General features: G+C 45.7%; 14 protein-coding genes. 3 read left to right on the top strand and 11 right to left on the bottom strand.

All coding sequences use genetic code 11. The features are described from left to right. Window positions 1-80 precede the first annotated feature (80 nt). The 6 genes from GWR56_RS08020 to GWR56_RS07995 form a co-directional block, all read right to left on the bottom strand. Entirely contained in the window at window positions 81-1,412 is a 1,332-nt protein-coding gene (locus GWR56_RS08020) for a TldD/PmbA family protein (RefSeq protein WP_162430602.1), read from the bottom strand. Window positions 1,413-1,415: 3 nt separating this feature from the next. Beyond that, window positions 1,416-3,053, bottom strand: coding sequence for a TldD/PmbA family protein (locus tag GWR56_RS08015; protein WP_162430601.1), 1,638 nt, complete (start codon window positions 3,051-3,053; stop codon window positions 1,416-1,418). A gap of 51 nt (window positions 3,054-3,104) precedes the next feature. Beyond that, window positions 3,105-4,859, bottom strand: coding sequence for a hypothetical protein (locus tag GWR56_RS08010; RefSeq protein ID WP_162430600.1), 1,755 nt, complete (start codon window positions 4,857-4,859; stop codon window positions 3,105-3,107). After that, on the bottom strand, window positions 4,859-6,979 hold the full coding sequence (locus tag GWR56_RS08005) for a DUF4175 family protein (RefSeq protein ID WP_162430599.1): 2,121 nt from the start codon (window positions 6,977-6,979) through the stop codon (window positions 4,859-4,861). Before GWR56_RS08005 ends, GWR56_RS08010 begins: the two co-directional genes overlap by 1 nt. After that, window positions 6,972-8,432 (bottom strand): BatA domain-containing protein, encoded by a 1,461-nt coding sequence (locus tag GWR56_RS08000; RefSeq protein ID WP_162430598.1) that lies wholly within the window; start codon window positions 8,430-8,432, stop codon window positions 6,972-6,974. Before GWR56_RS08000 ends, GWR56_RS08005 begins: the two co-directional genes overlap by 8 nt. A 70-nt stretch (window positions 8,433-8,502) precedes the next feature. Beyond that, window positions 8,503-9,357: a DUF58 domain-containing protein gene (locus tag GWR56_RS07995; protein ID WP_162430597.1), complete on the bottom strand. Its 855-nt coding sequence runs from the start codon at window positions 9,355-9,357 to the stop codon at window positions 8,503-8,505. A gap of 548 nt (window positions 9,358-9,905) precedes the next feature. Here GWR56_RS07995 and GWR56_RS07990 point away from each other — a divergent pair. After that, on the top strand, window positions 9,906-11,738 hold the full coding sequence (locus GWR56_RS07990) for a DEAD/DEAH box helicase (protein ID WP_162430596.1): 1,833 nt from the start codon (window positions 9,906-9,908) through the stop codon (window positions 11,736-11,738). Between the two features lie 114 nt (window positions 11,739-11,852). Here GWR56_RS07990 and GWR56_RS07985 read toward each other — a convergent pair whose 3' ends face one another. From GWR56_RS07985 to GWR56_RS07965, 5 genes are all read right to left on the bottom strand, one after another. Continuing rightward, window positions 11,853-12,173: a hypothetical protein gene (locus GWR56_RS07985; RefSeq protein WP_162430595.1), complete on the bottom strand. Its 321-nt coding sequence runs from the start codon at window positions 12,171-12,173 to the stop codon at window positions 11,853-11,855. Window positions 12,174-12,230: 57 nt separating this feature from the next. Further along, window positions 12,231-12,575 (bottom strand): hypothetical protein, encoded by a 345-nt coding sequence (locus GWR56_RS07980; RefSeq protein ID WP_202925392.1) that lies wholly within the window; start codon window positions 12,573-12,575, stop codon window positions 12,231-12,233. A 31-nt stretch (window positions 12,576-12,606) separates the two neighbouring features. Then, window positions 12,607-13,614: an NAD(P)H-dependent glycerol-3-phosphate dehydrogenase gene (locus GWR56_RS07975; RefSeq protein ID WP_162430594.1), complete on the bottom strand. Its 1,008-nt coding sequence runs from the start codon at window positions 13,612-13,614 to the stop codon at window positions 12,607-12,609. Between the two features lie 217 nt (window positions 13,615-13,831). Next, window positions 13,832-15,172, bottom strand: a complete 1,341-nt coding sequence (locus GWR56_RS07970; protein ID WP_162430593.1) for an efflux RND transporter periplasmic adaptor subunit — start codon at window positions 15,170-15,172, stop codon at window positions 13,832-13,834. A gap of 22 nt (window positions 15,173-15,194) precedes the next feature. After that, the gene (locus GWR56_RS07965; RefSeq protein ID WP_162430592.1) at window positions 15,195-16,634 is read right to left on the bottom strand and encodes a TolC family protein; all 1,440 of its coding nucleotides are present in this window, start codon (window positions 16,632-16,634) and stop codon (window positions 15,195-15,197) included. An 85-nt stretch (window positions 16,635-16,719) separates the two neighbouring features. Between GWR56_RS07965 and GWR56_RS07960 the strand changes: the two genes are divergently transcribed. Continuing rightward, on the top strand, window positions 16,720-17,355 hold the full coding sequence (locus GWR56_RS07960) for a polysaccharide deacetylase family protein (protein ID WP_162430591.1): 636 nt from the start codon (window positions 16,720-16,722) through the stop codon (window positions 17,353-17,355). A gap of 364 nt (window positions 17,356-17,719) precedes the next feature. Continuing rightward, the gene (locus GWR56_RS07955; RefSeq protein ID WP_162430590.1) at window positions 17,720-19,987 is read left to right on the top strand and encodes an aconitate hydratase; all 2,268 of its coding nucleotides are present in this window, start codon (window positions 17,720-17,722) and stop codon (window positions 19,985-19,987) included. The last annotated feature ends 61 nt before the right edge of the window (window positions 19,988-20,048 follow it).

Genomic DNA, 20,048 nt, shown 5'->3' with positions numbered 1-20,048 from the left:
TAAAAGTTTTGGGGCTGCAAATAAACAAAAACGCCACTACTTTTGGCAATGGCGTTTGGTATTTATGTTGCAACGGGGTATTAAACCGCGTCTGACAGCGAACTGAAGGTAAAGTCGCGTATTTTCATAGGCGGTATCATGTAGCTGCGGTAGCTTTCTACGCTTATGCTGCGTTCTGTTTTGCCAAGGGCTTCCAGGTTGTTCAGCATAATCACCGGGCTCTCGTTAAACCTGAAGTTTTTTACCGGGAACATGATCTTGCCGTTCTCGATATAAAACGTACCGTCGCGGGTAAGCCCGGTTAACAGCAGCGATTGCGGATCGACCATGCGGATGTACCATAACCTCGAAACCAGGATGCCTTTTTCGGTGCTTTTTATCAGGTCTTCCAGGGTAGCATCGCCGCCTTCCATAATTATATTGCTTGGGCCGGGCAAAGGTGCTACGCCTTTTTTCTGCGCCCAAAAGCGCGAGTACGAAAGATTTTTTACTACGCCCTTGTCAATCCAAACGGTTTTTTCGCGTGGTTGTCCGTCGCCTCCCCATGTTGAGCCTGGCAGGTCGGGATTGAACGGATCAGAGTAAATGGTCACCTTAGGGTCCACCAGTTGTTCGCCCAAACGGGTGCCGCCGCCTTTTTTACTTAAAAAGCTACGGCCTTCTTCAGCGCTTCGCGCATCAAAACGGAACATATTTTCGAGCATATAGGTAGCCGCAACAGGCTCCAGTATCACGGTATATTTCCCCGGCTCAATAGCTCTTGCGCCGGCCGAAGCATTGGCTTTCATACAAGCCACGCGCGTTGCCGAGGCGGTATCCAGTTTAGATACGTCGGTAAAACCGCGGGCCGCATAGCCGGATATGGTGCCGCCCTCGTTACGGGTAGTAACAGAGAAGGTGACATCACTGCTTTTGTTATAGGCAAATAACCCTTTCGAGTTCATAACCGCGCTAAAACCAGTGGAGTTTTCGAGGAAGCCTGCCGCAAACAGTTTAGCTTGCCTGGTAACCTCTAAGCTTTTACCCACCATTTCGGCACGGCTTTCGGGCGTCATGGCGGCGGTATTTGCATTGTATGTTATCGCTTCTTTAAAATCGGATGGGCCCAACATCGGCATGTATTCCGAATTTTCGGGGGCCAGCTGCGCCAACTCTTCCGACCGGCGCACAACACGCTCTAACGAAGCATCGTCAAACTGGTCGATAGTGGCCGAGCCTGCTTTTTTGCCATAAACCGAGGTTACGCTAAGGCCAACTGTGCTGATATCGCCGGCGGTTGAAACCGCGTTAAGCGCGTAACGTACATTCCCGCCTTCGCTGCCGCCAAGGTTTACTTCACACTCCTCCGCTTTTGAATAGCTGAGCACCTTCTTTAATAAAGCCTGTGCTTGTTCTTTAGTATATATAGGCATATGTTATCCGATCTTTCTTTTGGTGTTGATTACATTAACACCGTTAAACCTTGCTGTTGATGAGCCATGTGATACCGCGCTGCTTTGGCTTGGCTGTCCCTTTCCGTCGTTAAACGATCCGCCCAAACGGTAATCGCGGTCGTCGCATACCTGTGCGCATGAGTTCCAGAACTCCTGGGTGTTGGCCTGGTAAGCTACATTATTAAGCATACCTGCAATTTTACCGTCTTTTATCTCGTAAAATAGCTGCCCGCCAAACTGGAAATTGTAGCGCTGCTGGTCGATAGAGAATGAACCGTCGCCAATGATGTAAATCCCTTTTTCAACATTTTTGATCATATCATCAACGCTTAGCGCGGCCTTGCCGGGCTGTAATGATACGTTCGGCATACGCTGAAACTGCACATCCTGCCAGCTTTGCGCGTAGCAGCACCCCTGCGATTCCTTAAGCCCGATGATATGTGCCTGGTCGCGAATGGCCTGGTAATTTACCAGGGTGCCGTCTTTAATAATATCCCATTTTTTACAGGCGACGCCTTCGTCATCATAACCCACGGCGCCGAGCGAGCCCACCTGCGTTTTATCGCCAACGATATTTACCTGTTTGCTGCCGAAGTTGAATTTGCCGCTTTTCCATTTATCCAACGTAAGGAAACTGGTACCGGCAAAGTTGGCCTCGTAGCCCAGCACTCGGTCCAACTCGGTTGGGTGCCCTACCGATTCATGAATGGTCAACCAAAGGTGGCTCGGATCGAGCACCAGGTCATATTTACCCGGGTCGACAGACTTTGAGGAGATCTTTTCTGCAGCTTGTTTGGTGGCATATTTTATATCCTCCAGCATATCATAGCGCTTTTTATAGCGGGTGGTAATACCGGTGACCTTTTCAGATGCAGAAGGGATCAAGTATTCATAACCCATACCCATGGGGGAACTTAAAGAGCGGCGTGTTTCAAAAGCATTTTGCGCCACATCTCTTTTTGTAACGGTAAAGTTGGGGTAAATACGATGAATATCCTGGTCGATATACGAGCCATCGGTAGATGCAAAATACTTTTGCTCGTTCACCGCAAATATCATGGAGTTTACAAAATCGGCACCGGTTGAAATAGCCGCGGCATTGGCGCCCAGCAGCAAGTCAACCTTTTCCTTAATAGGTACCTCAAAAGCATTTTTTTCGATAGGGGTTTTCCAGCTTACCTCGCCGTAGCCTTTTTGCGGGGCAAGCTGTACCGGCGCGCTGCCTAACTTGGCGTTGGCCTTGGCAACAGCAACTGCACGTTTAGCGGTTTTGGCAATACCTTCTTTAGTTACCTCGTTTGTAGCGGCAAAACCCCAGCAGCCGTTGGCTATAACGCGGATGCCCACTCCGTACGATTCGGTGTTGGCTACATTTAGCACCCGGTTTTCGCGGGTTATTACAAACTGGTTTAAGTAGCGGCCAATGCGCACATCAGCGTAGCTTGCACCAGCACCTTTCGCGGCGTTAAGGCCCGCGTCGGCCAGCTCTTTTTTAATGCGTACATCAACACCCTCAAGTGCCTGCTGCGCATCAATGTTTTTACCAAAGCCATCTAACGACGGCAGCATCATAGCCCCGGCGCCAAAGCCCGTTAAGTAAATAAAGTCTCTTCTTCTCAAAGTGTATCCTCCAATTGATTTAATAGGCCCGGTCAGCTGGGCGGTATAATATTACGATAGCTTAGCCTCTACCCATAAAAATGTACAGGCGGCAAGCAATAGGATATAAAAATATATTTTCGGTACCTCAATCCGAACTTTTTGATGTATCTGTTTTGTTACAATATCGGTTATTTTGTGTTCGCCCGCGTATTTTTTTGTTGCCGATATTTTATCCGCCGCCTGTACTGCTTTCCAATTATTTTCGGCGTAGGCATACCACGCGCTCAAACGTCCATTCTCTTCCATATTTTGCCATCCTGCTGATGGGGGCCAGTACATGGCGTTGTACTCAAAAGGAATATCAGCGTTTTGTACCGATGCCACGGTTTGCCCGTTAACAGTTATAGGTGATGCTTTACCCCGCGCAACATGCAATAGAACAGGGTGGTTAACAAACGGCAACCCGGAAAATTCGACGTTATTTTTCACCACATTATCCTTACGCGCCGCCTTGCTAAGCAATGCCGACCATAATGCCGTATAATCTCGCTTGCTTCCGGCAAGCATCCAGCTGAACGTATTGTTTAACGTGGTGAAAATAATTTTGCCAGAGCCAAACAGGGCGCTGCTTGACAATACCCCGCCCTGGGTGGTTTTTACCAGCGGCAAAGTGCCGTCCTGATAAATAATATGCGATGGCCCGTAGCTTAGCTTAACGGCGCTCTTTTTACCATCGATAATAAGTTGGGCAGGTGCTGGTTCCTTTCCCGACGGCTTATCCACTGCAAACTGCTTTTGCAGCCAAGAGGCCTTACCGGCGCTGTCGGAACGAACAATAAGCCCTAAACCTTTATCAGCTACCTGTTGTTTCAGCGCATCGGTTTCACCGGGACTTAAACTGCTGAAAACTGAAAGATCTCCCATAACCACATCAAATTTTCCGAGCGTTTGGGTTGATAGCCTTTCAAGGCTCAATTTGTCGATATTGATGTATTCGCTGTTATACTTATTCTTACTAATGGCCGCGCGCAAGGCAACTGCATAGCCGTTTTGGGTTAACCAGTTCTTTAAAAACCTGGTTTCAAAATCCGGCGAAGCCGACAGCATTAATACCTTAAGTGGTTCAGTGGATGTAATTTCCACAGGTATGTAACCTTGTAAGCTTGTATCTGCATGCAACGTAAATACTATTTTCCCGGTTGTTTTAGGAACCGTGCTCAGATTAAATGTGGTTTGCGCTTTTGGGGCCAGCGTTACTGAATCCAAGCCGGTATTCAATCCCTTTAAAACCAGTTTTACTTTTTTTGAAGACGGATTGTTGTAAACACCCTGAACCTGCATTGCGTCGCCCGCTTTCAGGTGGTTGCTCCAGCTTATGTGACTAACACCCCCAGGTAAACTTGCCGGGTGGAATATAAACGGTAAGCTGTCCAGTTCCAGCAAACCGGCGCGACTTAAGCCGTAACCGTAAATATGCAGCTGGTTGTTTCTGCTCAGCTCATCTGTACTGTTTATCAGCTTAGCCCGGGGATATGCTTGTTTAACATTTACCTCTGTAGTAACGATGTTGGAATCGACCGCGCTTAGGCTGTCGTCATTAAAGCCATCTGTCAGCAAGATGGTTTTATGCTTAGCCATTTTGGCAACATTGCCGGTATAGCCAATGGGCAAGGCAATGCAAGCCAATGCCGCCACCGCCGCAATTACCGCCAGCATGCGCAACGTTAAATTCCGCTTATTAACACGCCTGTACTCCTGCCACGCAAAAACTGCGGCCTGCAAAACGCAAAGCGTTAATACGATATATGTCCAGTTGGCCTGCATCAACGGTTTGCTTGTTTTAGATTTTTATAATACTGTTTTGACAGGCCCATATCCGCGGGTTCCTGTCCGGAAGAGGGCAGCGTTTTAAGTGCGCCCAAGGTTTTTTGCAGAACGACTTCAACAGCATTAACATCATTGATATTAGCGTTTGAGGATGATAATATCCTGCGCATGGCATTCAACGCCGGCAGATAAGCGCCCGGCCGGGCAGACGCCTGCATACTTAATTGCTGATCAGCCACTTGCAGCGCACGCCTGCCGGTGGCATTTAATACAGGGTTTAACTTTAATGCCTCCAAAACGCTTACGGCTTTTTTTAGGGCTTCCTGTTTATCGGCCGGGGGTTTTATATCCTGCCGGGTCACTGGCTGTATAACTTTATCAAGTTCGCCGCTAAGCCGCTTTTCCAACTTTAAAGGGGTAGGTTTATAGGCGGTTTTAGCAACGTACGATCTGGATTTCTGCTGCAGATCTTTGAGCAGGCGCAGCGCTTTGTAAGCAAACGGCAATGCTGCCTGCGGTTTATAAAGGCGAAGCTGTAGTTCGGCCTTCCACATTTCGGTGAGGGTGGCCTTCAGCTGGGCCTTTACCTCAGGTTCAAAAAATCCGGCATCTTCGGCGTTATCATGGTCGTCGGTATATTCTTTCAGTATCTTTTTGGCATTGCTGAAGTCGGCAGGATCCGCCGCTTCATCATCCGGAGTGCCAATAGCGTCCTCGCCTTCCTCGCCTAAAAATTTACCATAGCGCAGCCGCAGCAGCTTTTGGTCAATACCCAGGTCGTTACTGCGTGCGTTAAACCGTTCTACGCTGATGCTGTCCTTATCTTTAAGCAATTGCTGCGCATCAATGATGATCTGCCGCTCGCTCCTGAAAAACTCCGGTTTAAGGTTTACCCCCGTAAGCATCCCGTTCATGCTTAGCAATTCGGCGGTATCTTGTAAACTTACGGTATAAACATCGGTACGGCTTAACTGCTTATGGGTATCATGGGCTTGCACGTAAAAATAAAGCTGGTCGCCCGGTTCCATGTTAAGAGCGGGCAGGTTAACCAGTTTCTGAACATCGTATAACGGACTTTGCGCGTTAAACCCCTGCGGAAATGTTAACGTATACTCTTTAAACTTAACCCCCTCGCCCCTGCCCTTCGCTACCGTAGCCATGATGGATACGTTAGTCACACCATATTGATCGGTTATCGTGGCGCTGATATTAATTTTTGGCGCCTCGCCCGCATCTATATATGTATACTGTTTTGGTGACTTAATGCGTATTACCGGCGGGTTATCTTTAACCAACTGTACATAATACAACTCGGATAATTTACCGTCGATACTAACCTGATAAAAGCCGGGTGTGTGAAGAACAGAAGAAGCATACCATTCGGTATGTTTACTTTTGCTTATTAAATTTATTTTTTCCTTGTTATTGAAGATTAATAACCCTTTTTTTATCGCAACGTTCGTTTTAATATGCCATTCAACCCGCGCATCTTGCTCAGTTACCAAATTGAATTTATCCTGCATCCGCTTAGGCCTGCCGGTATATGCGGGCGGGGTAACGGTAACTTCTACATCGCTTATTTGCGGTAAAATCACCTCGGGCAATGGGGCCGGGCCGCAAACCGCAACCGCACGATTTGGCCCGTAAAATATCCTTTCGATATGAAATATTTTGCCGAGCGCCCATATTAAACCGGTGGCTACCATAAGCGACACAAATGCCACAACCAAACGCCTGGCAAAAGGCTTATGCGATATTTTTAACCCGGCTAAAACAGCAGATGTTTTGGACGATGCAATAACCTGTAAAGGATTTAGCTGTTCGGCAGGCAGTAACAGCAATTGGCTGCTCTCCTGCAATTCAGGATATTCCTTGTTCAAAAAGCTTGCTATTTTTTCATCGCTCACGTGCCATGGCCGGTTAACCGCCAACATTACGGCAAGAACCAGTGGGAATGTAATAATTCCCCACAGCAACGATGGCGACAACAGGTAATACACCAGCGCCCCAACGTAAAGCCCCGCGTACAAAGACAGCAGCACATCTTCCAGCACGTGGTAAACTACCCAGCGTCGGCGCAGGCTTTGTATCTTATGTATTCCGCCGTGTTCAGCCATTGTTTGTTTGTTTTTTTGCGTGCGAGACAACGCGCTCCGCTATAAACAGCCCAACCAGTAATAACCAAAAATAACGCGACAGGCTGGTTTGCGCCGTAGCTTTAGGTGATGTTATCACTTTGTTCTCCTTTTTAATAATGGGCTGCAACTGCGCATTATCTACTATACGCTTATCGTACGCAGCGGGTTGGCTAACCGTTTTATTGCTGATAAGTTTTAATATCATCGCCGGGAACTCATCGCTCCAAACCACATCGTTCCAAAGGGGGTTAAAACGGCTGTAAAAATTATAGGTGCGGCCATCAAAACCCAAAACAGGTTTGCCAAAACCATCCTTCCAGATAGTTTCTGTCTGGCTTAACGGTTCTAAGCGTTTTGCCAGCGTGATATGCCCCGGATCTATCCACGAGTTTACATCAGCAGGTTTACCGGCCTGGTACCTGAAAATATTTTCACCGCTTTTAGCCCCGCCGCTTAATGCCTGTTCGGATAACCAAAACACCCAGTTTTGCCCGGCAGGTATTTTCGCAGCGCTGGAATATTGATTTACAACGGCTTTTTGCCCGCTGAAGTTAATCGCCGCCAGCAATGCTGCTTTTAAATAATTCGCGTCTACGGTGTGTTTATCCGTGTAAATGGCCATACGTTGCATGGCAGTGTCCACAGCTACTTGCATTTGGCTTTTTTCCTTTAAGCTTACAAAGGGCTGCCCGTTTTGCATGGTAACAGCAATATCGCGGTTGCCCCCGCTTTGCAATACCTGCCCGGCGTAAATTGTACCCGCCGGGCTGCTATTGCCAACGGTTACACGAATAGTTCCGCTATTAGTTAACCATGCCGAGGCTATCCATCGGCTTAACGAATCGGCCACAGTATAGGTTTGCCAATGCAGGTTCAGGTCAACCTGCGGTCTGTCGCCCTTAAAATGCCCGATGCCATTGGGTGTAAATATATAAACCGGCGTGGCCCCTGAAAGCCGCCTGTCTAAAGCCTTTATCAAACCCCAGTAGTTGCTTTTGGCGGCGGTGTCTTTTAAGGCCGTATCTGCTAATATGTTATTCAGATCGGCACCTGCAAAACCATTGTTAAAATAATGAAAGCCGTACCCTGCTTTAGTTAACGAATCGATAGCGGGCTTAAATTTTTTGTATGTTTCTTTAAAGTTTTCCCTGGGGATAAGCAGCCAGCCTTTTTCAATTTTTGCCGAAGCATGCTTTTGCCAAAACGGCGATGCCAGCAGCAAAGCCAGCAGCCCCAGCAGCAGGCAGCGGAGTACCAGCAACAAGATATCCAGCAGCCTGAAACTGCGACGGGTACTTTTTGAGGCTTCGGTTATGAGCGATATACTGCCCACCTTAAGCGTTTTGCCCGGGCGCACATTCCACAGGTGAATGATAACCGGGATGCTTATTGCTGCCAGCGCAAAAAACCATATGGGGCTTAAAAACTGCATGCAGACCCTCCTAAACCCATTCCGAAAGGGAGGGGTTTTATTTTTTTATTCAAAGGGTTTACAAATTCCATCACAATCCTTTTTTACGCTGAACTAAAAACTCTTTTAGCGCTTCGTCTAACGGCTGTGCGGTGCTTATCATTTTATAGGCAATTCGCTTACCTGTTAAATTAGTTTTTATAGCTGCCAGGTGTTCCTGCAGTTTTTCGTGATAGAGCAGGCCCGCACGTTGGGTGTTTACTTGTATGGTTTCGCCGGTCTCAAGGTCTTCAAGTGTAGAAAAGCCCTTAAAATCAAAATCAAGCTCGTTCTGCCCCATCAGGTGAAACACAATTATCTCATGTTTTAACGCCGCCAGCGTATTAAGCAACGCATTTATTTCGCCATCGGCCTGGTACATGTCCGTTATAAATACCAGCAGTTCCTTACGTCCCGTACCGGCAAAAAGCTCTTTATAATGTACCGGCTTAGTGAACGTTCCTGCAGGATCAACTTGTTGCAAATGATAAAACAGTCGCTGTAAATGCTGCGGATCGGGTTTTGATGGCATCGAAAAAAGAGAACCATTCTGAAACACATTCAACGCTACCGAATCGCCCTGCAAATTAGCCAGGTAGGCTAATGATGCAGTCAGGAATTTGGCATAATCTATCTTTTTTATACCGTTATCATCATGATTCATAGATGCGCTGGCATCTACCAAAAACCTTACAGAGATACTTGTTTCTATTTCCGATTCGCGGATGTAATATCTGTCGCTGCGGGCAAACATGCGCCAGTCCAGCCAGCGCAGGTCGTCGCCGGGCTGGTAGCTGCGGTACTGGCTAAATTCGAGCCCCGGGCCTTTTACCGTACTTTTATTAAACCCTATCATAAATCCATCAATAACCGTTTTCGCCAGTAACGGCAAATCCTTAATGGTCATTAATACTTTAGGATCAAGCACTTTATCGCGGATTTTTGATTTGGGATTTATTGCGTCTTTTTAATCAGAACTCAGCAAAGTTGAGTTTGACAAGGCAAATGCTTTGGTTTGTAGTTGCGGTGAGTTAAAAATGTCCGCGCCTTTTACAGTGCCCTTAAGCCTCCGTAATAAACTTAGTTTTTCCGTATGGATATCCATTCTCAAATATACTTTTTCTTTTCAACCGAACTGTATGACGGGTCTATCATCCTAAAAATTTTACATATCAACCCGGTTGATTGCTAGCGGCCACGCCCGAAATAAACCAATATCATTTATTCCACTGTAACGCTCTCCCTTTCATTGTGCGCTAAACATGGGATATGTACTGCTTACACTAACACGTCAGCCATCGCCACAAAAACTTATTGATTTTAAGCTAATTACGATAAAACACCGTCAACCTTTAGGTTCTGTTAAAAATTAAAAAATCAGTATTTGAATTGTAAATTATTAGTTGTACTTTTGCACCCGATTTGGCGATGTAGCCAAATACGTTATTTTAATTCATGAACCCATTTATTCAACTGGGAATCCGTCATGATATTGTTAATGCCATCACTGAGTTAGGATTTGAAAATCCTACACCAATCCAGGAACAGTCAATTCCGGTATTGTTAACAGGCAGCAACGATTTTGTCGGATTAGCCCAAACAGGGACCGGTAAAACAGCTGCTTTTGGACTGCCGCTATTAGAACTGCTCGATTTCGAAGAAAATCATCCGCAGGCGCTTGTTTTATGCCCAACACGTGAACTTTGTTTACAGATCACGAACGACATTAAGAACTACGCCAAAAAAATGAACAACGTGCACGTTGTTGCCGTTTATGGCGGTGCCAGCATCCAGGATCAGTTACGCCAGATAAAACGCGGCGTGCAGATAGTTGTTGCCACACCCGGCCGTATGCTCGACATTATTAACCGCAAAGCGATAGACTTTTCGCAGGTTAAGTATGTAGTATTAGACGAGGCTGATGAGATGCTCAATATGGGCTTCCAGGAAGACATTGACAGTATCTTATCTACCACTCCGGACGAGAAAAAAACATGGCTATTTTCGGCCACTATGCCTTCTGAAGTTAGAAGGATAGCAAAAAAATACATGGATAACCCGTTTGAGTTAACCATGGGCGAAAAAAATACAGGTAACGCCAATATCGATCATGAGTACTACGTTGTACGTGCCCGTGATAAATATGCGGCCTTTAAACGCATTGTTGATAACAACCCCGAGATATTTGGTATAGTATTTTGCCGCACCAAGATAGAAACTCAGGAAATTGCAGAATCGCTGATAAAAGACGGTTATAATGCCGATGCTTTACACGGCGACCTTTCGCAGCAGCAACGAGACAAGGTAATGAAACGCTACCGCGAACGCAGCCTGCAATTGTTAATTGCTACCGATGTTGCAGCACGTGGTATTGATGTTAATGATGTTACACACGTTATTAACTACTCGTTACCTGATGAGATTGAAAACTACACCCACCGCAGCGGCCGTACAGCCCGTGCAGGTAAAACAGGTGTATCTATCGCCATCATCAACAGTAAGGAGCTTGGTAAAATTCGCCAGATAGAACGTGTTATAGGTAAAAAGTTTGTAAAAGCCGAAATACCTACAGGTTTTGATGTTTGCGAGAAACAACTTTTTGCACTGGTACATAAAGTGCATAATGTAACGGTTAATGATGACCAGATTGAGCAATACATCCCGCGTATTATGGATGAGTTTAAAGACCTTGATAAAGAAGAGGTGATTAAACGTTTTGCGTCGCTTGAGTTTAACCGCTTTTTAGATTATTATAAAAATGCACCAGACCTTAACGCCCCGGCTGATGATTTCCGCAGGGATGGTGAAAGAGGAGAACGCGGCATGCGCGATTCAGGTGGCAAGTCAGAATATACCCGTTTGTTTATCAATTTGGGCAGTGTTGACGAGTTTAACCGCGGCGATCTGCTCGGTTACATTTGCAACAACACCAAAATAAGCGGGCGCACCGTAGGTAAAATTGATGTTAAGGGTGTTTACTCTTTCTTTGAGGTAAACAACGGCGACGTTGACCAGGTGATGAATAACTTTAAAGGTGTTGAGTTTAAAGGCCGTGAGGTTAGGATAGAAGTATCCGGCGAAGGCACCAGCAGCCCTAGAAGCGGCGGCGACAGGCGCGAAGGCGGTTACCAAAGGCGCGAAGGCGGCGGCGGTTACAACCGGGATAGAAATAGTGGTGGCGGACGCCGCGAAGGCGGTTTTAACAGGGACAGGAACAGCGGCGGCGGTTTCCGTGATTTCTCTGGAAGGCCCCGCGAGGAGCGCCCTGAACGCCGCAGAAGATTTTAGTTAGTTAGTTAGTTAGTTTCATAGAGCTTTCGGAGTAGTTAACCGAAAGCATAGTTTTAGTTTAGTTTTGTTTACAGAGCCTCTCGTTTGTTTTTCATACGGGAGGTTTTTGTTTTACCGGCTAAAGTTCACTACCACCGAGTCGGGGTAAAGCAAGATCAGGTTGCTTTCATCAACTTTTTGTATAACAAATTTTGTAAAAGGCTGGTTGCCTTCAAAAGAAGTGAAAATGGTATCTCCTTTTACAAAATAATCCTCGGCGCTTTGCTCGTCACCATCCATAATAAATTTTTTACCGGTTATTTTAAGACTGGTGTTGGCATCCTTTGATTTCCAGGTGCCCTGCAACATGGTGTTAGATTGCTTTTTTTCGCAGGCGGTTATCATTAATGCCACCGCGAAAAAAATATACGATATTAAAATGTATTTTTTCATTTAGTGCATAAGGTAATAAAAAACGCAGCCGTTAGCTAATGGCTGCGTTAAATAATATTAGTGGGCAGGTTTATCAACCAGTTTAGCTTTTGGCACATAAATATGGTGCCCCTTTTTATTTACGTAATAATAGTACGAATTTTTATCTATGTAAATGGTTTGGCCCTGTGGGCCAACCTTTGCATCATATTTTTTATCTGCTACGGCCGATGCCCCTTTTGAAGCCACTTCGGCAGTTTTGTTGCCTACGGCGTTCGCTGCTTTCTTGGTGGCATGCCATCCCTTTTTAGCGGTGGTGCCAACCTTTTGGCCCAGTGTAGTATCTTTATGTGTTTGCGCATAACTTGCCGATGCAGCAAACATGGCCGCGGCAAACATGGTGGTTTTAAATAGCTTTTTCATCTGCAAAAAATTTGGTTCGTAACTGTAATAATTAACTCAATTTCTCTGCCAGTTTCTGCATTTCAATAAAAGGTGGGCTTTTCTTGTACAAAATAGCGTAAACGGCCTCGCAAATAGGCATATCAACCATATATTGTTTATTTACCTGGTGTAGGCAATTTACTGCATAATAACCTTCGGCTATCATGTTCATTTCTAACTGGGCCGATTTTACGGTGTAACCCTTCCCTACCATATTGCCAAAGGTGCGGTTGCGGCTAAACTGCGAGTATGCAGTTACCAGCAGATCGCCCAGGTAAGCCGATTCTTTGATATCTCTGTCTATAGGGTGTACCGCATTCACAAAACGCTCCAGTTCGCGTATGGCGTTTGATATCAATACCGACTGGAAGTTATCGCCATACCCTACGCCATGGCAAATACCGCTTGCAACAGCGTAGATGTTTTTTAATACCGCACCATACTCGGTGCCATAAATATCGTCAGATACAATGGTTTTAATATAGCGGGTGTTCAGCATACCGGCAAACTCAGCGGCAAGGCCGGTATCCTGCGACGCGATGGTAAGGTAGGATAGTTTCTCAAGGGCTACCTCCTCGGCATGGCACGGGCCGCTAATTACCAGGAAATGGCTAAACGGCACTTCGTAATGTTCGTTTAAAAATTCGCCTATAATTTTATTCTCGTCGGGCACTATACCTTTAATTGCCGATACTACCTTTTTCCCTTTTAGATCGGCGGCGGTGATACCCCGCAGGGCCTCTTTCAGAAAGGCAGCAGGTACGTTTAAAAGTACAAAATCTGCAACCTGTACTATTGCCCTTAGATCGGTAGAAATATGTTGCGCGGGCACCCGTATTTCAACCGAACTTAGATAGTTTGGGTTATGCCCGAATTTATGAATGTGCGCTACAGCTTCACCGTTGCGCATCCACCAAAAAATTTCTTTTTCAATGGCGTTATCGGTAAGCATCTTGATATTAGCGGTGGCCCAGCTTCCGCCGCCCACCACGGCAATTTTGTTTTTTTGCTTAAGCATTAAATAGTAAATGTCCCGGCCGGGCAATTGGTTTTCCCGGTGGTACAAATTAATGAAATATTATTTGGATGGTAAAAGGCAAATGCCGGAAGATAAAAAGCCTTGTCATCTGATTGCTTTGGGGATGATGTGATAGTCGCCCCGGGGCAACCATGCAAACAAAAAAGGACAAAGGTCTTTCGCCCTTTGTCCTTTGTCTAAAATGTCTATCTGAAAATTACTTCTTAGCGTCGGTATTAAAAAGTTTAGCTTTATCAACCTTTTCTACCAGCATACCGTCTTTTAATGTTTTAGATATAGCTGCGAATGGTGCTGATATCACATCTTCGCCACCTTTAAGGCCGCTTAATATTTGTATATAAGTGTCATCCTGTATACCGGTAGTTACCTCAACCTGTTTAACCTTATTACCCTGCAAAACAAATACATATTCCTTTGACGGGGCTGCGGAGATAGTGCTTTTCTTGTCGTCGTTTTGTGTATTGCCTTGTGTAGCAGCCGGTTTCTTTTCGTCGCGGGTGGTAACCGATTGAATAGGCACCGATAATGCTTTTACGTGATTGGTTTGTATATCAACGGTGGCGGTCAACCCCGGGCGAAACGGCGAATGGTTCTCTGCATTTTTCTTCAGCAGGTCTATATAAGATTGCGCTGTGATCCTCACCTTCACGGTAAAATTAGTAACCTGGTCGGCGTTGGTACCTACCACATTTGCCGAGCTCCCTATTTCAATAACCTCACCTGTAAATTTCTTTCCTAAAAACGCGTCGATCTCTATCTGCGATTGATTGCCAATAGCTATGCGGTTAATGTCATTCTCGTTCACATCAACGTTTACATCCATTTTGCTCAGGTCAGATATGGTCATGATCTCGGTACCGGCAAACTGTTGGGTACCTAATACACGCTCGCCCTGCTCAATAGATAGTTTTGATACCACGCCATCAACCGGCGCGTAAATGGTTGTCTTGGCCAGGTTATCCTGCGCTTCTTTTACAGATGCCTGTGCCTGCTCTAAGCCAAATTTAGATCCCACAACGTTTTGCCTTGCCGCCTCTAATGAGGCCTTTGCGCCTTCGTAATTTGCTTTGGCCTGTTCAAACTCAGCAACAGTTAAAACCTTTTTATCAAAAAGTTCCTTGCTGCGTTTGTATATTGATGCCTGGTTAGCAAAGGTAGCCTCGGACTGTTTAAGCATCTGCGAAGAGTTGCCAACGCTTGCCTTTTGGGTATTGTACGAAGCCACGGCACGGTCGTAACCTGACTTTAAAATGTCCGGACGAATACGGCATAACAATTGGCCTTTTTTCACCACGTCGCCTTCTTTAATAGGCAACTCCACCACCTCGCCCGATACCTCCGGGCTGATTTTAACCTCAACATGCGGTTTAATTTTACCGCTTGCGGATACAGTTTCGTTAATATCGCGGCTCTCTGCTTTTTCAACAGCCACCTGGGTTAATTGCGGCTTACCTATAATACCGGTTGCTTTGCCAATGATCAGGAGCACGATCAGTACGCCAAGGCTTATCAGAATATATTTAGTAGTTTTTCCCATGATTTCAGGATTGTTTGTGTTTTTAAAGTGTTATAGGATTTCCGAGATAATAGTCAATTACTTTGCTTCTGAACACAACTTCGTATTGTGCCTGTATCAAATCAAATTGCGATTTATTCAAATTAGTGAGCGATGTATTATAGTCAAGCGAGTTTACCAGGCCAACATTGTAGCGCTCTTGTATCACGTTAAAGGCTTCCTTATTGGCATTGTAAGTTTGCAGCATAGACAGGCGTTTCTTTTCGGCGGCCTGTACATCCAATACTGCCTGTATAATGGTTTTGCTTAAATTATTTTTTGCCAACTGGGTAGATACCTGGGCATTTTCGTAATTGATCTTGGCCTTACGTACTGCGGTACGTGTAAAAAACCGGTTAAATATAGGTATCTGCAGGTTAAAGCCAACCGACTGATTAAGGTTATTACTCAATTGTGTTGCAAATGAAGTAGTACCGCCAAACACCGGGGTTGTGGTAGGCAGGTCTATGGTGGTAGGTACGCCGTTTATATTTCCGTTAACCGTATTAAAACCCTGCACCGTGCCTAACAGCGCTTTACTGGTGCTGCTGTATTGCGTTACTACCGAACCTGACAAACTTAAGGTTGGATAATAGCCGCCTTTGGCAATTTTTATAGCCTGTAAATATGCTTTCTCGCGGGTTTGCGCAAGCACTACATCCGGGTTTATGGCAAGCGCTGTGTTTAAAACATTTTGCGGATCGTAAGCGGTAGCTACAGTAAGCTTGCTGATATCAGGTTTTTCAACCTCTATCGGTGTTAGCGGATCCATCTCCATGTATTGCTTCAAAATCAACAGGGATAAATCCAGCTGATTCTGCGCGGTTGTTAAATTAAGTTCTGCAGTTGATTGCTGGGCTTTTGCCTGCGATAGGTCGGCAAGGGTTTGGTTGCCTGCATCATAACTTATTTGCGCCCGGTCTAACGCTATTTTCGAGATATCTATTTGTTGTTTAGCCGCGGTTACAAGGTCCTGGTTTGTTAAAATGGTTAAATACTGTGTAACAACACTCAATATCAGGTCGTTTTTTATCTTCGCGGTGTTTGATTTATCAGCATCAAGCAACAAACGGTTCTGGATGATCTGGTTACGCAATTGCCCGCCCTGAAAAACTGTTACCTGTGCCGATGCGGAATTGGTATTGTAAAAAAAGCTGCCGTTATTAATGGCCAGGTTGGTTTGGTCGGTAGCACGGCCAAAATTGTACGATCCCTGCGAATTAACAAAAAGGTTTGGCAACAAATTATTTTTAGCCTGCCTGTAATCTTCGGTGCTTAGCGCTTCGGTAAGTTTAGCTTGTTTTATGGTTAAGTTGCGATCAAGGGCAAGGTCAATGGCTTTTTGCAGGGTGATAACTTCTTGTGCTTTTACAGTTAAGTTAACTGTTGAAAGTAATGTGAAGCAAGCAATAGTTACTTTTGTGATCTGTAAGTTTAGTTTCATAATTAATGTATACAATTGTAAGTAACTGGTAATTACTTTGCAAGCTCTATTTTTTGGTTAATATTAAACCCCTTTACGTTTACGCATGTACCTGGTAAAAACTCCGTGGTGGTTAAAAAAACTGTATCCTCAATTAATATGGGGCGCCAAAACGGGTACCCGTCGTATTTATTTGACTTTTGACGACGGCCCTATACCCATTGTTACACCTTTTGTATTAAATATTTTAAAAAGGTACAATGCCAAAGCCACTTTTTTTTGCATTGGTGATAATGTGCGCAAGCATCCCGACATTTTTATGCAGGTAAAAAACGATGGCCATGCCATAGGAAACCATACCTTTAACCACCTTAAGGGATGGGCTACTGATAACCAAATATATCTAGAGAATTTTTTGCAGGCTGATAAGATCTTGAACACCCCTTTGTTTCGCCCGCCGTACGGTCGTATAAAACGCAGGCAAATAAGTTTATTGAAACAGGCCCGTCCAGATCTGCAGATAGTAATGTGGGACGTACTGAGCGGCGACTTTGATATGAGCCTTAAGCCTGAAGAAGCTTTACAAAATGTGCTGAAGAATGTACAGGATGGATCAATAGTGCTTTTTCACGATAGTTTAAAAGCGTTCCAAAGGCTGGAACATGCCCTGCCTCTGGCTTTAGAGCATTGGAGTAACGCAGGCTATACGTTTGCGCCGCTGCCTTACACTTCGGCCCCCTAACCCGGAGAGTTTTTGATAACCGCCCAGATAACCTCTATCAGAGCGCACAATGTGGATGTTTATGGCTATTAAGCGAAGCAATGGTTTCAGAACAAATTCAGTTTGCGCGTGTTATCAATATCTGCGTGCTTAATGAACATCATAGCTGAGTGAAGCCCTTAATAATCGCACTTTTTAGAGCGTGTTTATGGTGACTGATCCCTTCCGCCTTGTAAGTTAACAGCGACAGGAATATTATTTAGAACATATCCAAATAACAATTGTACAAAGCCCTGACTGTTAATAAACTTTATATTTTGTAAATTCGCCGCAAGTCCGCCGTCTGGCAGATTTGTATATCTTTTACTACTAAAAATCAAACATTATGGCTTTTGATTTAGACATGATCAAAAAGGTTTATGATCGCTACAGCACCCGTGTGGATGCTGCCCGCAGAGCGACAGGTAAGCCCCTTACTTTAACCGAGAAAATATTATATGCCCACCTTAGCGAAGGTGACGCTAAAAAAGCTTTTGAACGTGGTACCGACTATGTTGACTTTGCACCCGATCGCGTGGCTATGCAGGATGCTACCGCTCAAATGGCATTATTGCAGTTTATGCAGGCTGGCCGCCCCCAGGTTGCAGTACCCTCAACCGTACACTGCGACCACCTGATACAAGCAAAAGTTGGCGCCGTTGCTGATTTAAATACTGCGATTGATATTAACCGCGAAGTTTACGATTTCCTTTCATCTGTATCTGATAAATACGGTATCGGTTTCTGGAAAGCCGGTGCCGGTATCATCCACCAGGTTGTTTTAGAGAACTACGCGTTCCCGGGTGGTATGATGATAGGCACCGATAGCCACACCCCTAATGCAGGTGGTTTGGGTATGGTTGCCATTGGCGTTGGTGGCGCCGATGCCTGCGATGTAATGGCCGGTTTGCCATGGGAGCTAAAATTCCCTAAGCTGCTGGGTGTTAAATTAACCGGTAAACTTTCCGGCTGGACATCGGCTAAAGATGTTATCCTGCGCGTTGCGGGTATCCTTACCGTAAAAGGCGGTACAGGTTTTATTGTTGAGTATTTTGGCGAAGGTGCCCGCTCTATGTCGGCCACCGGTAAAGCCACAATTTGTAATATGGGTGCCGAAATTGGCGCTACCACATCTATTTTTGGTTACGATAATAAAGCCGCAGATTACTTACGCGGTACCAAACGCGGCGATATCGCCGATATGGCCGACACTATAGCGCAGCACCTAACCGGCGATGATGAAGTTTACGCAAATCCTGAACAATATTTTGACCAGGTTATCGAAATAAACCTGAGCGAATTGGAGCCGCATGTAAACGGCCCGTTCACCCCGGATCTGGCATGGCCTATATCAAAATTCGCGCAAGCGGTTAAGGAAAACAACTGGCCTGCAATTTTAGAAGTGGGCCTGATAGGTTCATGTACCAACTCGTCATACGAAGATATTACCCGTTCGGCTTCTATCGCCCAGCAGGCTATTGATAAAGAGCTGGTTACCAAAGCTGAGTTTACCATTACCCCCGGCTCGGAACAGGTGCGTTACACAGTAGAGCGCGATGGCTACCTGGATACTTTCGCTAAAATGGGCGGCGTGGTATTAGCCAACGCTTGCGGGCCATGTATTGGCCAGTGGGCACGCCACACCGACGACCCGACCCGCAAAAACTCTATCATCACATCGTTCAACCGCAACTTTGCTAAACGCCAGGATGGTAACCCTAATACACACGCCTTTGTGGCGTCGCCAGAGATTGTTACTGCATTTGCAATTGCCGGTGATCTTACGTTTAATCCGCTTACCGATACCCTGCCGAACAAAAACGGCGAACAGGTAAAATTAGACGAGCCGCAAGGTATTGAAATGCCCGTACGCGGTTACGCTGTTGAGGATGCCGGTTACCAGGCACCTGCAGAGGATGGTAGCCAGGTAGAAGTAAAGGTTGACCCACGCTCATCGCGCTTACAGTTGTTAGAGCCTTTTACCCCTTGGGAAGGGACCGATATCAGCGGCTTAAGGTTATTAATAAAAGCCCGCGGCAAGTGTACTACCGACCATATTTCAATGGCAGGCCCGTGGTTGAAGTTCCGCGGCCATTTGGATAACATATCAAACAATATGCTTATCGGCGCTATCAACTACTTTAATAACACTGCCGATAGCGTTAAAAACCAGCTGACCGGCGAATACGGACCCGTACCTGCCACCCAACGCGATTACAAAGCGGCCGGTATAGGAACTGTGGTTGTAGGCGACGAAAACTATGGCGAAGGCTCATCGCGCGAACACGCTGCGATGGAGCCGCGGCACTTAGGTGTACGTGCCATACTGGTAAAATCATTTGCCCGTATCCACGAAACCAACCTTAAAAAACAAGGTATGTTAGGTATCACCTTTGCCGACCCTAACGATTACGAAAAGATACAAGAGGACGATGTTATTGATATTACCGGCTTAACCACCTTTGCCCCGGGCAAACAGTTAACCGTAGTATTGCACCATGCAAACGGCACAACAGAAAGCTTCCCGGTTAACCACACTTATAATGCACAGCAAATAGAGTGGTTTAGGGCCGGCGGCGCGCTGAATATCATTCGCAGGCAAATGGCATCCTAATTTAGATTTGCGAATTAGATTTTAGATTGAGCCTTCCCGATTGGGAAGGCTTTTTGCATAT

The organism is Mucilaginibacter sp. 14171R-50 (assembly GCF_010093045.1).
Classification (GTDB): Bacteria; Bacteroidota; Bacteroidia; order Sphingobacteriales; family Sphingobacteriaceae; genus Mucilaginibacter.
Note: the sequence above shows the minus strand (reverse complement) of the source record. Positions and strands in the feature narration are given on the sequence as shown.

Excerpts from the sequence above, each read along its gene's own strand:
- GWR56_RS07995 (WP_162430597.1), bottom strand. The coding sequence starts at position 9,357 with ATGACCATTAAGGATTTGCCGTTACTGGCGAAAACGGTTATTGATGGA.
- GWR56_RS07990 (WP_162430596.1), top strand. The coding sequence starts at position 9,906 with ATGAACCCATTTATTCAACTGGGAATCCGTCATGATATTGTTAATGCC.
- GWR56_RS07985 (WP_162430595.1), bottom strand. The coding sequence starts at position 12,173 with ATGAAAAAATACATTTTAATATCGTATATTTTTTTCGCGGTGGCATTA.
- GWR56_RS08010 (WP_162430600.1), bottom strand. The coding sequence starts at position 4,859 with ATGCAGGCCAACTGGACATATATCGTATTAACGCTTTGCGTTTTGCAG.
- GWR56_RS07980 (WP_202925392.1), bottom strand. The coding sequence starts at position 12,575 with ATGAAAAAGCTATTTAAAACCACCATGTTTGCCGCGGCCATGTTTGCT.
- GWR56_RS08020 (WP_162430602.1), bottom strand. The coding sequence starts at position 1,412 with ATGCCTATATATACTAAAGAACAAGCACAGGCTTTATTAAAGAAGGTG.
- GWR56_RS07965 (WP_162430592.1), bottom strand. The coding sequence starts at position 16,634 with ATGAAACTAAACTTACAGATCACAAAAGTAACTATTGCTTGCTTCACA.
- GWR56_RS08000 (WP_162430598.1), bottom strand. The coding sequence starts at position 8,432 with ATGCAGTTTTTAAGCCCCATATGGTTTTTTGCGCTGGCAGCAATAAGC.
- GWR56_RS07955 (WP_162430590.1), top strand. The coding sequence starts at position 17,720 with ATGGCTTTTGATTTAGACATGATCAAAAAGGTTTATGATCGCTACAGC.
- GWR56_RS07975 (WP_162430594.1), bottom strand. The coding sequence starts at position 13,614 with ATGCTTAAGCAAAAAAACAAAATTGCCGTGGTGGGCGGCGGAAGCTGG.
- GWR56_RS08005 (WP_162430599.1), bottom strand. The coding sequence starts at position 6,979 with ATGGCTGAACACGGCGGAATACATAAGATACAAAGCCTGCGCCGACGC.
- GWR56_RS07960 (WP_162430591.1), top strand. The coding sequence starts at position 16,720 with ATGTACCTGGTAAAAACTCCGTGGTGGTTAAAAAAACTGTATCCTCAA.
- GWR56_RS07970 (WP_162430593.1), bottom strand. The coding sequence starts at position 15,172 with ATGGGAAAAACTACTAAATATATTCTGATAAGCCTTGGCGTACTGATC.